Annotated in this window: 13 protein-coding genes; 3 read left to right on the forward strand and 10 right to left on the reverse strand. The window is 68.7% G+C overall.

Annotated features, from left to right (window positions below; translation table 11 throughout):
- Nucleotides 1–153: 153 nt before the first annotated feature.
- From E8M80_RS00085 to E8M80_RS00115, 7 genes are all read right to left on the reverse strand, one after another.
- On the reverse strand, nt 154–567 hold the full coding sequence (locus E8M80_RS00085) for a DUF3830 family protein (RefSeq protein WP_137123619.1): 414 nt from the start codon (nt 565–567) through the stop codon (nt 154–156).
- 231 nt (nt 568–798) lie between these two features.
- Nucleotides 799–1842, reverse strand: coding sequence for a C-terminal binding protein (locus E8M80_RS00090; RefSeq protein WP_137123620.1), 1044 nt, complete (start codon nt 1840–1842; stop codon nt 799–801).
- 25 nt (nt 1843–1867) lie between these two features.
- On the reverse strand, nt 1868–2770 hold the full coding sequence (locus tag E8M80_RS00095; RefSeq protein ID WP_137123621.1) for a carbohydrate ABC transporter permease: 903 nt from the start codon (nt 2768–2770) through the stop codon (nt 1868–1870).
- Nucleotides 2771–2789: 19 nt separating this feature from the next.
- A complete protein-coding gene (locus E8M80_RS00100) occupies nt 2790–3752 on the reverse strand; it encodes a carbohydrate ABC transporter permease (protein ID WP_137123622.1) in 963 nt (320 codons plus the stop codon).
- Nucleotides 3753–3805: 53 nt separating this feature from the next.
- On the reverse strand, nt 3806–5146 hold the full coding sequence (locus E8M80_RS00105; RefSeq protein WP_137123623.1) for an ABC transporter substrate-binding protein: 1341 nt from the start codon (nt 5144–5146) through the stop codon (nt 3806–3808).
- A 28-nt stretch (nt 5147–5174) separates the two neighbouring features.
- A complete protein-coding gene (locus tag E8M80_RS00110; protein WP_137123624.1) occupies nt 5175–6227 on the reverse strand; it encodes an ABC transporter ATP-binding protein in 1053 nt (350 codons plus the stop codon).
- Nucleotides 6228–6285: 58 nt separating this feature from the next.
- Nucleotides 6286–7914: a thiamine pyrophosphate-requiring protein gene (locus tag E8M80_RS00115; RefSeq protein ID WP_137123625.1), complete on the reverse strand. Its 1629-nt coding sequence runs from the start codon at nt 7912–7914 to the stop codon at nt 6286–6288.
- Nucleotides 7915–8099: 185 nt separating this feature from the next.
- Between E8M80_RS00115 and E8M80_RS00120 the strand changes: the two genes are divergently transcribed.
- From E8M80_RS00120 to E8M80_RS00130, 3 genes are read left to right on the forward strand one after another with little or no spacing between them, the layout of a single operon-like run.
- Nucleotides 8100–8576 (forward strand): tripartite tricarboxylate transporter TctB family protein, encoded by a 477-nt coding sequence (locus E8M80_RS00120; protein ID WP_137123626.1) that lies wholly within the window; start codon nt 8100–8102, stop codon nt 8574–8576.
- A gap of 4 nt (nt 8577–8580) precedes the next feature.
- Nucleotides 8581–10077 (forward strand): tripartite tricarboxylate transporter permease, encoded by a 1497-nt coding sequence (locus E8M80_RS00125; RefSeq protein ID WP_137123627.1) that lies wholly within the window; start codon nt 8581–8583, stop codon nt 10075–10077.
- A gap of 33 nt (nt 10078–10110) precedes the next feature.
- Complete coding sequence (locus E8M80_RS00130) at nt 10111–11100, forward strand: tripartite tricarboxylate transporter substrate binding protein (RefSeq protein WP_137123628.1); 990 nt, start codon at nt 10111–10113, stop codon at nt 11098–11100.
- A gap of 35 nt (nt 11101–11135) precedes the next feature.
- On the opposite strand, the gene E8M80_RS00135 is transcribed toward E8M80_RS00130, so the two are convergent.
- Genes E8M80_RS00135 through E8M80_RS00145 form a run of 3 tightly spaced genes read right to left on the reverse strand, consistent with a single transcriptional unit; the run spans nt 11136 to nt 13254 of the window.
- Entirely contained in the window at nt 11136–11918 is a 783-nt protein-coding gene (locus E8M80_RS00135; RefSeq protein WP_137123629.1) for an enoyl-CoA hydratase/isomerase family protein, read from the reverse strand.
- 2 nt (nt 11919–11920) lie between these two features.
- Nucleotides 11921–12547, reverse strand: coding sequence for a glutathione S-transferase family protein (locus E8M80_RS00140; RefSeq protein ID WP_240789828.1), 627 nt, complete (start codon nt 12545–12547; stop codon nt 11921–11923).
- Nucleotides 12544–13254: a metal-dependent hydrolase gene (locus E8M80_RS00145; RefSeq protein WP_137123630.1), complete on the reverse strand. Its 711-nt coding sequence runs from the start codon at nt 13252–13254 to the stop codon at nt 12544–12546. The genes E8M80_RS00140 and E8M80_RS00145 overlap by 4 nt, the downstream gene beginning before the upstream one ends.
- Between the last annotated feature and the right edge of the window lie 3 nt (nt 13255–13257).

Below are 13257 nucleotides of genomic sequence, written 5' to 3' on the forward strand. Positions count from 1 at the left end.
TCTTCGACCGCTGATACCCGGTTTTTCCTGCCCTCGGACGCCGGGCGGAAACCTCCGGTTTCCTTGGCTTCGCCGGATTGCCGGCGGGCCGCATGCGCGGCCTCGGCCCTTCGGGGGCGCAGGTTTTCCGGCGCCGCGTATGCGCGCGGCGGATCAGGCCGGGCGGAAGGTGATCGGCTTGGCGCCATCCCAGAGCACCGAGCGGCCGATGACCGCCAGGCGGTCGAGCCCCTCGCGGATGGTCAGCACGTGGTTGCCGGCCAGCGGCCCGGCCTTGGAAGCGAAGGCGGTCGGGCCGTAGGCGATCAGGATCTCGGTCTCGCTGACGCCGCCCGGGTAGACGATGACGTGACCGGGCGCCGGGTGGGAGGTGGCGTTCTCGAAGGTGAGGCCGAGGTCGTAGTCCCCCATCGGGATCCAGCAGGCCTCACCGGACCAGCGCACGTGGATGATGCGGTTGCTGTAGGGGATGAAGTCCCGGAAGCGCGCGACGGTCCTGGGCGCGTCCTTGGTCTCGTAGAAGGCTTCGAAGATCTCGCCGCCGATGTCGATGATCACGTCCGCCACGTGGGGGATTCTCCGGTTCGGGTGCGGGTGGGGTTTAGCGGGAAGGTCGGGGGAGGAGAACCTCCCCCGATCCGGGACCCCGCGACGTTGCTGCGCAACGCCGCGGGGACCCCAAGCCATCCCTTCCTTGGCACCTGGCGACGAACCTGGAAGGCCGGGGCCAAGTGCCAAAAAAGGCTTGAGGCGGGGTCCGGGGGGAGAAGTTCTCTTCTCCCCCCGCCTTCATTCAGCTCAAGAGTTCGGCCCGCGGTCCATCGCATAGGGCTGCCAGCGCCGCAGGGTGGACGTGGCCAGCACGGTCGGGTTCACGCAGGACATCGGCCACTTCCCTTGCAGGGTCAGCGCCAGTTCCTGGCCAACGCGCCGCTTGCGCGCCGGGTCGAAGCGCGACGACGCCGAGGCGTTGTGCGGCGACAGGATGATGTGCGGCATCCGGTGCAGCGGGTTGTCCTGCCGCGTCGGCTCGACCTCGAACACGTCGAGGCCGGCGCCGGCGATCCACTTCTCCTCGAGCGCCTTGATGAGCGCGGCCTCGTTCACCGTGGGGCCGCGGCCGGTGGTGACGAAGATCGCGGTCTTCTTCATCTGGCGGAAGTGGTGTTCCTTGAGGAAGCCGCGCGTCTCGGGCGTGTCGGGCAGGTGCATGGAGACGAAGTCGGAGGTGGACAGCACCTCGGACAGCGACGCCGGCTCGACGCCGAGTGCGGAGAGCGTCAGTTCCTCGACATACGGATCATACGCCTTCATGTGCAGGCCGAAGGCCCTGGCGCGCCGGGCGGTGGCGCGCGCCACGCGGCCGAAGCCGATGAAGCCCAGCGTCTGCCCCATCAGGCGCGGGATGGTAAGCAGTTGCGGGCGGCCTTCGGCCCAGCGGCCCTCCCGCACCATGCGGTCCTGTTCGATGCAGCGGCGGTGCGCGGCCAGCAGCAGCATCATCGCGTGGTCGGCGACTTCCTCGATGAAGGTGTCGGGGCAGTTGGTGACCGGGATGCCCTTCGCGGTGGCGGCGGCGACGTCCACATAGTCGACGCCCACGGTGCCGAGCGCGATGTGGCGGCACTTCGTCAGCGCGTTGATCATCGCGGCCGAGAACTTCATGCCCTTGCCATAGACCGCGTCCGCGGACGGCGCGGCGGCGATGAAGCCCGCCTCGGTCGCCGGGCATTCGACGATCTCGGCGTCCATGCCCGCGAGCGCCTCCATCTCGTACTCGTAACCGCCGCCGGCAGTGGTGAAGGATGCGCCGGCCGGCGTCAGGATCGTGTACTTCGCCAAGGGTGGTTCTCCTGTTGCGGGAGCCTCATTCCTTCACCGCGCCGGTGAGGGAGGAGACGTAGTAGTCGACGAAGAAGGAATAGAAGATCGCGACCGGCAGCGAGCCGAGCAGCGCGCCCGCCATCAGCGCGCCCCACTGGTAGACGTCGCCGGTGACGAGCTCGGTCAGGATCGCGACGGCGACGGTCTTGTTCTCGCTGCTCTGGATGAACGCCAGCGCGTAGATGAATTCGTTCCAGGACAGCGTGAAGGAGAAGATGCCCGCGCTGATGAGGCCCGGCACCGCCAGCGGCAGCGTGATCTGGCGCAGGATCTGCAGGCGCGTCGCGCCGTCGATCAGCGCGCATTCCTCGAGCTCGTAGGGGATCGACTTGAAGTAGCCGATCAGCAGCCAGGTGCAGAAGGGAATGAGGAAGGTCGGATAGACCAGGATCAACGCGAAGGGCGTGTCGAACAGCCCGAGCTGGAACACGATGGTGGCCAGCGGGATGAACAGGATCGACGGCGGCACCAGGTAGGCCAGGTAGATGCCCAGGCCGACATACTGGCTGCCCCTGAAGCGCAGCCGTTGGATCGCATAGGCTGCGAGGGTCGAGGCCAGCAGCGACAGGAAGGTGGACGCGACCGCCACCATCATCGTCGTCCACAGCCACTTCGGATAGGCCGTGTTGAACAGCAGGTGATAGATGTGGTCGAGCGTCGGGCTGCTGATCCAGAACGGGTTGTGGTCCCTGAGGTTGTACAGTTCCGCGTTCGGCTTGAATGCCGTCATCGTCATCCAATAGAACGGGAACAGCAGGATGATGACGAAGCACAGCAGCGGCACATAAAGTACCACTACGCGCCGCGCCTTGCTGTCCCAGGACAGCAGTTCTGGCGCATCGGTGGTGGATGCGGGCGGCTTGGTCTCGGCGACGGCGTCGCTCATGGGGCTGCTCTCCGGCCGCTCAGTCGTTCGCCTCGCCCTGCTGCCACTTGCGCCGCGCGAGGGCGAAGTAGCTGAACAGGGTGGCGAAGACCAGGAAGGGGATCATCGAGACGGCGATCGCCGCACCCTCGCCGAGCTGCCCGCCCGGGATGCCTTTCTGGAAGGCCAGCGTCGCCATGATCTGCGTCGCGTTCACCGGCCCGCCGCGCGTGATCGCATAGACCAGCTGGAAGTCGGTGAAGGTGAAGATGATGCTGAAGGTCATCACGATCGCCAGGATCGGCAACAGCATCGGAAAGGTGATGAAGCGGAAACGCTGCCAGGGCGACGCGCCATCCAGCAGCGCGGCTTCGTACAGCGATGGCGAGATGGTCTGCAGCCCCGCCAGCAGCGAGATCGCGACGAAGGGAATGCCGCGCCAGACATTGGCCGCGATCAGCGACCAGCGCGCCGGCCAGGCCTCGCCCAGAAAGTTGATGTTGGTCTCGCGCCAGCCCAGCACCTCGACCAGCATGTAGGAGATGATCGAGAATTGCGGGTCGTAGATGAACCAGAAAGCGATGGCGGACAGCACCGTGGGCACGATCCACGGCAGCAGGATGATGGCGCGCAGCATCGACTTCCACGGCAGGTGGTTGTTGAGCAGCAGCGCCAGCCACAGCCCCAGGCCGAACTTCAGCACGGTGGCGACCGCGGTATAGAACACGCTGTAGAACACCGCGCTCCAGAAGATCGGGTCCTCCATCAGCCATTCGAAATTCTCGATCCCGATCCACTTGCCGCTGCGCCCAATCGTGGTGTCGGTGAAGGCGAGCCAAATGCCCAGGCCCAGCGGATAGGTCAGGAACACCATCAGCAGCCCGATCGCGGGCAGCAGGCAGATGAAGATCAGGAAGGGCTTCCAGTCGAACAGCCGCACCAGCAGGTTCTTCTGCTGCTTCGGCCGCGTCCAGGTCTCGGTTTCGATCGCGGTGACGGACATGGTGCCCTCCGGCGCTCGGCGCGCCGCCGGGTGACCGGCGGCGCGCGGCGGGTTCAGCGGTAGTAACGGCGGATGCGGCGCTCGGCCTCGCGCGCGGCGGCTTCCGGCGTCGCCTGGCCGGACGCGACGGACGCATACATCTGGATCATGATGTATTCCGACGCGACGGTGCCGGAGGCCTGCGTGATCGGCCCCTTGTAGCCGGACCAGAAGGGGTGATCCATGCCGTTGCGATAGACGGCGAGCTTCGGGTCGCTCTCCCACACTGCGCTGTTGCTGTAGGCGCGCAGCGGGTGCGACCAGTAGCCGAGGCAGCCGGTCAGCCAGCGGTCGTACTGCTCGCCTTCCATCATGTAGGCGATCAGCCGCTTCGCCGCATTCGGGAAGCGGGTGTGCTTGAACACCATCGCATTCAGGATGGTGGCCGATTGCGGCGTGCCGGTCGCGACGCCGCGCGGCAGTGGCGCATGGTCGGTGTCCTCGGCGATGGCGCGCGTCGCCGGATCGTTCTTGAGCGCGAAGTACATCGACACGCCGTTCGGCGTCAGCCAGGTCTGCTGCGACGCATAGGCGCGGTTGTTGGACGGGTCGAGCCACGACAGCGTACCGTCCACGAAGGTCGGATACAGCTCCTTCAGGTAGTTGAGGGAGGCGATCGTCTCGCGGCTGTTGATCGCGACCTTGCCGTCCTCGTCGACCATGTAGGCGCCGTGCGACCAGGTCAGCCAGTTCGCCGTGCCGTTGCCGTCGCCCACCGCATTGCCAAGCGCGAAGCCGCCCGGCTTGTTGATGCGCTTGAGCGCCTGCATCAGACGCAGGAAGCCGGCATGGTCCTGCGGGATCTCAGTGAAGCCGGCCTCGCGGACCGCCGAGATGCGGTAGACGATGGGCCCGGTCGATCCTCCCATCGGAATGCCGATCCAGTTGTTCGTGCGCGCCCGCTTGCCGAACTTGTCGGCCAGGAACATCCAGCCGCCATACTTGGTGCCGAGGTATTCGGCGATGTCCGACAGCTCGACCACCTTGTCGGCATAGACATGCGGGTCGTCGCCCCAGCCGATCACCATGTCGGGGCCCGCACCGGTATTCGCGGTGACGGCGGTCTGGGAACGGATGTCCTCCCAGCCCACGAAGTCGGCGCGCACCTGCACGCCGGTCGCCTGGGTGAACTTCGCGATGTTCTCGCGGAAGATCACCTCGTCGGGCTCGACGAAGCGCGTGGGCCGGATCAGGCGCAGCGTCGCACCGCTCTCGATCGGCAGGTTGGGCATGGTGGCCGCGACGGTCTGGATCGGCCGCGCCGCCTGGGCCCAGGCGTCGCCACCCTTGAGCGCCGAGAGCGCGATCGCGGAACCGCCAAGCCCGAGGGCCGCGCGACGTGTGAGTTCGGTCATTCCTGCTTCCTCCCTTGTTACTGTTGCGTCAGATCCGTTGCCCGGTCTGCCGGTCGAACAGATGGACCAGCGCCGGGTCCGGCGACACGGGCAGGACATCACCCGGGCGCGCCGAGATGCGTTCGCGGAAGGCACCGTGGAACTGCGCCTGCCCGATCCGCAGGACGACCTGCGTCTCGGAGCCCGTCGGCTCCACGATCTGAACCGTACCAGGCAACCCGCCCTCGGGGTCGAGCCGAAAATGCTCGGGGCGGATGCCATAGACCACGTCGCCGCCCGGCGGATGGCCATTGGCCGGCAGCGGCCAGGCGGTGCCGTCGTCGGTGCGGAAGGCGCCGCCCTCGATCCGCCCATCCAGCATGTTCATCGCGGGCGAACCGATGAAGCCCGCCACGAACAGGTTGGCCGGACGGTCATACAGTTCCAGCGGCGCACCGGCCTGTTCGATGCGGCCGTGGTTCATCACCACGATCAGGTCGGCCATGGTCATGGCCTCGATCTGGTCGTGCGTGACGTACACCGTGGTGACCTTCAGGCGCTGGTGAAGCTCCTTGATCTCGGAACGCATCTGCACGCGCAGCTTGGCGTCGAGGTTCGACAGCGGTTCGTCGAACAGGAAGACCTGCGGGTTGCGCACGATGGCGCGCCCCATGGCGACACGCTGGCGCTGCCCGCCCGACAACTGCCGCGGGAAGCGGTGCAGCAATTCGTTGAGGCCGAGGATCTTCGCCGCCTTCTGCACCTCGCGCTCCATGTGCTCCTTCGGCGCACCGGCGAGCTTCATGGAAAACGCCATGTTCTGGAACACGGTCATGTGCGGATAGAGCGCATAGTTCTGGAACACCATGGCGATGTCCCGGTCCTTCGGCGGGACGTTGTTGACCACCCGCCCGCCGATCGCGATCTCGCCGCCGGTGATGTTCTCGAGCCCCGCGAGCATGCGCAGCAGCGTGGACTTGCCGCAGCCCGACGGGCCGACCAACACGACGAACTGCCCGTCCTCGATCGCGACCGAGACCCCGTGCAGGATCTTGGTGCTGCCGAAATTCTTCCGCACGTCGCGGATGTCGACCGTGGCCATTCAGCCTCCCCTTCCCGGTGCGCGGGTGCGCACCCCGCCTGCTCATGATCTCCCGCCGCTAGAGGCGGGAGACGGCGGTTTCCTTGGACGTGATGAACTCCAGCAGCGCCGGGGTCCCGTTCTTCGTCTGCTCGATGCCGCGCAGGATGGCCGGGACGATGTCGGCGACTTTGGTCACCCTCTCGCCGTAGCCGCCGAAGGCCCGCGCCATCGCAGCATAGTCGCCCGAGATGTCGGTCGAACGATATTTTTCTGTGCTGATCGGCATCACCTTCAACTCGATCGCCATCGAGAAGTTGTTCAGCAGGATGGACAGGATCGGGATGCGCTCGCGCACCGCCGTCTCGAAATCCATGCCGGTGAAGCCGATCGCCGCATCGCCCCACACATTGATGCAGAGCTTGTCCGGCGCCGCGAGCTTGGCACCCATCGCAAGACCCAGCCCGTAGCCGAGCTGCGTCGTCTTGCCCCATCCGAGATAGGACAGCGGCGTGCGCGCCACCCAGAACGGGGAGAGCTGGTCGCGCGGGCTCCCCGCATCATGCGTGATGATGGTGTTGTCGACATCGACCGTCCGCCACAGGTCGCGCAGCACGCGATAGGGGTTGAGCGGCTCGGCATCGCTGTCGGTCTTCGCGGCCCAGGCGGCGAGCCATTCGGCGCGGTGCTGCGCAATCTCGGTGGCGACGGGGCCGGCATCGCGCGGCGCCGTCACGCGGCCGGCGAGTTCCGCCAGCAGCGCATCGAGCGTCAGGCCCGCATCGCCCACCAGCCCGATCGCGCAGGCGACATCCTTGTTCAGGTGATCGGGGTCGAGCGTGGCGTGGATGATCTTCTTCCCCGCCGGCATCTTCACGCCGAAATTGGTCTCGGTGAAGGAACACCCGATGCCGAGGATGAGATCGGCATTGTCCAGGAAATGCCGCACCGGCTTCGGGATGGCGAGCCCGCCCGAGCCGAGCGCCAGCGCGTGGTCCTCGGGGAAGGACGACTTTCCGCCGAGGCTGGTCGTCACCGGCGCCGCCAGCAACTCGGCCAGCGCCTTCAGCTGCGGCCAGGCGCGCGCCCAGTGCACACCGGTGCCGGCATAGATCACCGGCCGCTTCGCCGCCGCCAGCGCATCTGCGGCGCGCGCCACATCGGACGGGTCCGGGCCGTAGCGCGTGGCGATGATCGGCGTATAGGCCAGCGGCTCCGGCACCTCCTCGTTCCACATGTCGGTCGGGATCTCGACCAGCACGGGCCCGCCGCGCCCGTTGCGCAGCTTCGAGAAGGCGCGGCGCAGGATGTTGGGCACCTCGGCCGCCGACATGATCGGCTCGGCGGATTTCGTGATGCCGCGCATCTGCACGGATGAATTGAAGTTCGGGTCGATGTGGGCCAGCCGGCGCGGATAGCCCATCGGCAGCACGAGCACGGGGATGCTCTCCCCATAGCATTGCGCCACGCCGCCATAGGCGTTCTCGGAGCCCGGCCCGTGCTGCATGCAAAAGGCGCCGATGGTGCGGCCCGAGGTGACGCGGCTGATTGCGTCGGCCATGTGCAGGCCGATGCGCTCCTGGCGTACCATGATCGGGCGGATGTCGACCTCCGCGGCGAACTCGATCAGGTGGTTGACCGGGTAGCCCGTGAGGATCTCGATGCCCTCGCGCTTCATGATCTCGGCGATGGCCGCGCCAAGTTTCATCCTGCCGTTTCCTCAATGCCCGGCGCTCTCGCGGCGCTCTCTGCTATGGCAGCCTAGACACCCGCGGCGGTCGGCGGCAACCCCCGGACGCCGCTTACCGGTGCAAAGGGTCTGGAAACCGCCGCGCGTTCGTCTAGCGTGAGGACGCGGCGAAGACCGCGCATGGGTGGGGAGACGACAAGAAGATGCACCTGTCGGACCGCGTGACCGGGTTGTTCCTGGTCGTGCTCGGGGCGCTGGCCTTCTGGGGCGGCTCGCTGCTGCCGGCGGTGCCGGGGCAGGATGTCGGCCCTGCCGCCTTCCCGATGGTGATCGGTGGCGGCCTCGTGCTCTGCGGCGCGCTGATCGCGCTCGGCATCGGCCGCAGCTTCGAGGCACCGGAAGCGGCGGACGATGCGCCCCCGCCCGGTCTCGCGGCGCGCATCGGCGGCTGGGCCGCCTTCCTGCCGCCGGCGCTGCTCATCTTCTACGTGCTGGTCTCCGAACGCCTCGGCTTCCTGCCGACGGCGGCGCTGATGCTGCTGGCGACGGCGCGCGCGCTCGGCGCGTCCTGGCGCCTGGCCGCCGGCGTCGCGCTGCTGGCGCCGCTCGCCGTCCATCTCGCCTTCGCGAAGCTGCTCCGCGTGCCGTTGCCCGACGGCGTCCTGCCAGCGCCGTGGTGACCCGATGAACGCCGTCCTCGAAGCCTTCCAGATGGTCGCGACCACCGAGGTCGCGATCGCCATCCTCGCCTCGGCCGTCTACGGCATGGTGATCGGTGCGCTACCGGGCCTGACCGCCACCATGGCGACGGCGCTGCTGGTGCCGGTCACCTTCTACCTCTCCCCGATCGCGGCGATCGCCACGATCATCACATCCTCGGCCATGGCGATCTTCTCGGGCGACATCCCGGGCGCGCTGATGCGCATCCCGGGCACGCCGGCCTCGGCCGCCTATACCGACGAAGCCTACGCCATGACCCGCAAGGGCCAGGCCGAGGTGGCGCTCGGCGCCGCGCTCTGGTTCAGCGCCATCGGCGGCATCGTCGGCACCGTCGCGCTCATGATCATGGCGCCGGCGCTGGCCGAGGTCGCGCTGTCCTTCTCCACCTACGAGTATTTCTGGTTGTCCTTCCTCGGCCTGATGTGCGCGACGCTGGTCGCCCGCTCATCGCCCATCAAGGCGATCGCCGCGGCGCTGCTCGGCCTGCTCGTGACCTGCATCGGCATCGAGAACCCCGGCGGCGTGCCGCGCTTCACCTTCGGCATGACGGACCTGCTGGGCGGCATTGAACCCCTGCCCGCGCTGGTCGGCGTGTTCGCGGTGTCCGAGATCATGCGCGCCATGACGAGCGCGCCGCCGCCGCCCATTCCGCACCGGCCGCTCGGCTCGATCCTCGCCGGGCAATGGGCGCTGACGCGCCGCTACAACAAGCAGATGTGGCGGGGCAACATCGTGGGCGTGCTGATCGGCGCCCTACCTGGCGCCGGCGCCGACATGGCCGCCTGGATCGCCTACGCGAATTCCAAGCGGTTCTCCAAGGAACCGGAGAAATTCGGCACCGGCCACCCCGAGGGACTGGTGGAATCGGGTGCCGCCAACAACTCGGCGCTCGCCGGCGGCTGGGTGCCGGCGACGCTGTTCGGCATCCCGGGCGACACGATCACGGCCATCGCCATCGGCGTGCTCTACATGAAGGGGCTGAACCCGGGCCCGACGCTGTTCACCGAGAAGGCGAGCAGCATGTACGCGCTCTACATCGTCTTCATCATCGCCAACATCCTGATGATCCCGCTCGGCATCGTCATGATCCGGCTTTCGCGGCACGTGCTGCGCGCGCCGCGGGCGGCGGCGATGCCCCTGATCCTGCTGCTTTGCGCCGTCGGCGCCTTCGCCATCGGCAACAACCCCTTCGCCGTGGTCCTGGTCGCGGTGTTCGGCGTGATCGGCTACGTGATGGAGCGCAACGGCTACCCCGTGGCGGCCCTCGTGCTCGGCATCGTCATGGGCACGATGGTCGAGCAGACCTTCGTCACGTCCCTGATCAAGTCGGACGGCGCCCTGCTGCCCTTCTTCGAACGACCGGTCTCCGCCGGCCTCGCCGCCCTGACCATCGCGGCGCTCGCCTGGCCCGTGCTGGTCTGGATGTTGCGCCGCTTGCGGCGCGCCGAACCGGCGCGATAGCGTCGCCCCCCACTGCCCAAGGAGGAAACGAGAATGACCCAGTTCACCCGCCGCGGCGCGCTTGCCGCCGGCGCCCTCGCCGGCTTCGCGCCGCTTGCCCGCCCCGCGCTCGGCCAGGCGCGCTACCCGGCCCGCCCCGTCCAGGTCATCGTGCCCTGGGGCGCGGGCGGCGGCACGGACGCGACCGCGCGCATCGTCGCGACCCTGCTCGAGAAGGAGATGGGCCAGCCCTTCAACGTCGTGAACCGCACCGGCGGCTCGGGCGTCGTCGGCCACAGCGCGATCGCCCAGGGCGCGCCCGACGGCTACACGATCGGCATGATCACGGTCGAGATCTGCATGATGCACTGGCAGGGCCTGACCGAGCTCAAGCGTACCTCCTACACCCCGCTGGCACTGCTGAACGAGGACCCTCCGGGCGTGCAGGTCAACGCCTCCTCCCCCTACCAGGACGTCAAGGCGCTGGCGGACGCGATCAAGGCGAGCCGCCCCGGCCAGTTCAAGGCGTCCGGCACCGGCCAGGGTGGCATCTGGCACCTGGCGCTGGCCGGGTGGCTCGGCGCGATGGGGCTGCGCGCGGACCATGTGCGCTGGGTGCCGTCGAACGGTGCCGCGCCCGCCATGCAGGACCTCGCCGCCGGCGGCGTCGACCTCGTCACCTGCTCGGTGCCCGAGGCGCGGGCGATCATCGAGGCCGGGCGCGCGCGCTCACTCGCCGTCATGGCCCCGCAGCGCAATCCGCAATTCCCGAACGTGCCGACGCTCAATGAAGCGCTCGGCATCAACTACAGCGTCGGCGCCTGGCGCGGCATGGCCGCACCGCTGAACACGCCGCCCGCCATCGCGCAGGCGCTGACGGCCGCGCTGCAGAAGGTCTGGAACAGCGACGAGTTCAAGACCTTCATGAACGCGCGCGGCTTCGGCATGACCTGGGGCGACGCCGCCGGCTTCGCCGCGCACATGGAACGCACCGACGCCAACCTCGGCGCGGCGATGCGCGCGGCCGGCCTCGCGCGCGGCTGATGCGACGGGCGGCGCCGGGCACGCCCCGGCGCCGCTCACCGCCCGCGGAAGACGGGCTTGCGCTTCTGCGCGAAGGCGGCCAGCGCCTCCTGCGTGTCCTCGGTGCGTGCGAGCGCCGCGGTCTGCGTCTGCTCGAACCGGTAGCCCTCGTGCAGCGGCATGTATTCGCACAGCGTGAAGGCCCGCTTCATCGCCGCCACCGCCAGCGGCGCCTTGCCCGCGATCTCCGCTGCCATCGCCTGCGCCGCGGGCAGCAGCTCCGCCTTCGGGAAGCAGCCGGAGGCGACGTTCATGCGCAGCAATTCGGGCCCCTGCAGCCGGCGCGCGGTGAACAGGAACATCCGCGCATCCGACTGGCCGAAATGGCGCAGCACGTGCTGCACGCCGCCGGCCAGGCCGACCTCCACCTCGGTCATGGACATGAAGGCGTCCTCGGCCACGAGCACGATGTCGCAGACCAGCGCGAGCACGCAGCCCGCGCCGATCGCCGGTCCGTTCACCGCCGCGATCACCGGCTTGGCGCATTCCATCACGCAGTCGAAGCCGGCGCGCACGGCGCGGCTGTGACGCGGGAAGGCGCCCACCGTCCCGGCATCCGGCCGGTCGCGCAGGTCGGCCCCGGCCGAGAAGGTCTTCCCCGCCCCGGTCAGCACGATCGCGCGCACCTCCGCCATCTCGTGCAGCGCGTCGAAGATGCGCGTGATCTCCTCGCGGAAGATGCTGTTCTGCGCGTTCACCGGCGGGCGGTCGATGGTCACGGTGGCGACGCCGCCGGCCAGCCCGACATGGAACGCCGTGAGGGGGCCGAGGCCTTCCATGCTCAGTCGTCCATCACCGGCACCGCGCGCACCGAAGGCCGCGCGGCGAAGCCCTCCGCCCAGGCCGCCAACGCCGGGCGCCCGTCCCGCCAGCCGAGTTCGGCGAAGCGGAAGTCGAGGTAGCCGAGCGCGCAGCCCAGCGCGACATGCCCGATCGTGAAGCCGTCGTGCCCGAGCGCCGGCGCTTCCGTCTCGAGCGCGGCGAGCGTGGCCGCGGCCTTGCCCTCGAAGCCTTCCAGCACGCCCGGGTGGGGCGCGGCGCGGGCGCGCTCGTAGCGCCAGAGGATCAGCATGTCGAGGAACCCGGTGCCGAGCGCGTGGCGCCGCAGCGCCGTCCAGCGCGCCGGCCCTTCCCGCGGGAACAGCGTCCCGCCGGCCAGCGCGTCGAGGTATTCACAGATCACGCCGGAATCGTAGAGCACCGTGCCGTCCGCGAGCACCAGTGTCGGGATCTTGCCGATCGGGTTGTCGGCCAGGATCTCGTCGTTCGGCTCGGTCATGGAGACGCGCGTGCGCACCGTCCCGATCCGGTCCGCGAGACCGAGCTCATGCGCCGCGATCATCACCTTCCGCACGAAGGGCGAGCGCGGCGACCAGTGCAGGCGCATCTGCCCCGGCTGCCCGCTCACGGCGCGAAGGCCTCGCCCTTCGCGGGCACGACCACGCGGGCATTGGCGCCTTCCATCTCGGCCACGAAGCCCGAGGCATCGGGCAGCAGCAGGCCGAAGGTCGCGTAGTGGCAGGGGATGGCGATCCGCACGCTCGGCAGGAAGCGCTTCAGCGCGAGCGCCGCGCCGCGCGGGCCCATGGTGAAGCGGTCGCCGATCGGCACCATCGCGACCGCCGGGCGGTGCATCTCGTCGATCAGCGCCATGTCCGAGAACAGGTCGGTGTCGCCCATGTGGTAGACGACCGGCTCCGCCTTGTCCTTCGGCGTCACCACGATGCCGTTCGGGTTGCCGAGGCAGTGCGACACCCCGTTGCCGTCCAGTTCCACCGAGGAATGCAGCGCATGGGTCAGCGAGACGGTGAACTCGCCCTGGTCCGTCGTGCCGCCCGTGTTCATCGGGTCGAGCGCGGTCAGCCCCTGCCGCGCCAGGTACATGGCCAGGTCGTAGTTGGTCACGAGCTTAGCGCCCGTCCGCTTGCAGATCGCGACGGTGTCGCCGATGTGGTCGCCATGGCCGTGCGTCAGCAGCACATGCGTCGCGCCGACGGAGGCGGCCTCGGCATCCCCCCCGAAGGCCGGGTTGCCGGTGAGGAAGGGGTCGATCATCACGACCGAGGCGCCGAATTCCAGCCGGAAGGCGGAATGGCCGAACCAGGTGATCTTCATCGC

Source organism: Roseomonas sp. HF4, assembly GCF_005222755.1.
Lineage (GTDB): Bacteria > Pseudomonadota > Alphaproteobacteria > Acetobacterales > Acetobacteraceae > Neoroseomonas.

What these genes read in the sequence shown, in the direction of transcription:
- E8M80_RS00115 (WP_137123625.1), bottom strand. Translation starts at nt 7,914, where the DNA reads ATGAAACTTGGCGCGGCCATCGCCGAGATCATGAAGCGCGAGGGCATC.
- E8M80_RS00105 (WP_137123623.1), bottom strand. Translation starts at nt 5,146, where the DNA reads ATGACCGAACTCACACGTCGCGCGGCCCTCGGGCTTGGCGGTTCCGCG.
- E8M80_RS00135 (WP_137123629.1), bottom strand. Translation starts at nt 11,918, where the DNA reads ATGGAAGGCCTCGGCCCCCTCACGGCGTTCCATGTCGGGCTGGCCGGC.
- E8M80_RS00095 (WP_137123621.1), bottom strand. Translation starts at nt 2,770, where the DNA reads ATGAGCGACGCCGTCGCCGAGACCAAGCCGCCCGCATCCACCACCGAT.
- E8M80_RS00145 (WP_137123630.1), bottom strand. Translation starts at nt 13,254, where the DNA reads ATGAAGATCACCTGGTTCGGCCATTCCGCCTTCCGGCTGGAATTCGGC.
- E8M80_RS00120 (WP_137123626.1), top strand. Translation starts at nt 8,100, where the DNA reads ATGCACCTGTCGGACCGCGTGACCGGGTTGTTCCTGGTCGTGCTCGGG.
- E8M80_RS00125 (WP_137123627.1), top strand. Translation starts at nt 8,581, where the DNA reads ATGAACGCCGTCCTCGAAGCCTTCCAGATGGTCGCGACCACCGAGGTC.
- E8M80_RS00130 (WP_137123628.1), top strand. Translation starts at nt 10,111, where the DNA reads ATGACCCAGTTCACCCGCCGCGGCGCGCTTGCCGCCGGCGCCCTCGCC.
- E8M80_RS00110 (WP_137123624.1), bottom strand. Translation starts at nt 6,227, where the DNA reads ATGGCCACGGTCGACATCCGCGACGTGCGGAAGAATTTCGGCAGCACC.
- E8M80_RS00100 (WP_137123622.1), bottom strand. Translation starts at nt 3,752, where the DNA reads ATGTCCGTCACCGCGATCGAAACCGAGACCTGGACGCGGCCGAAGCAG.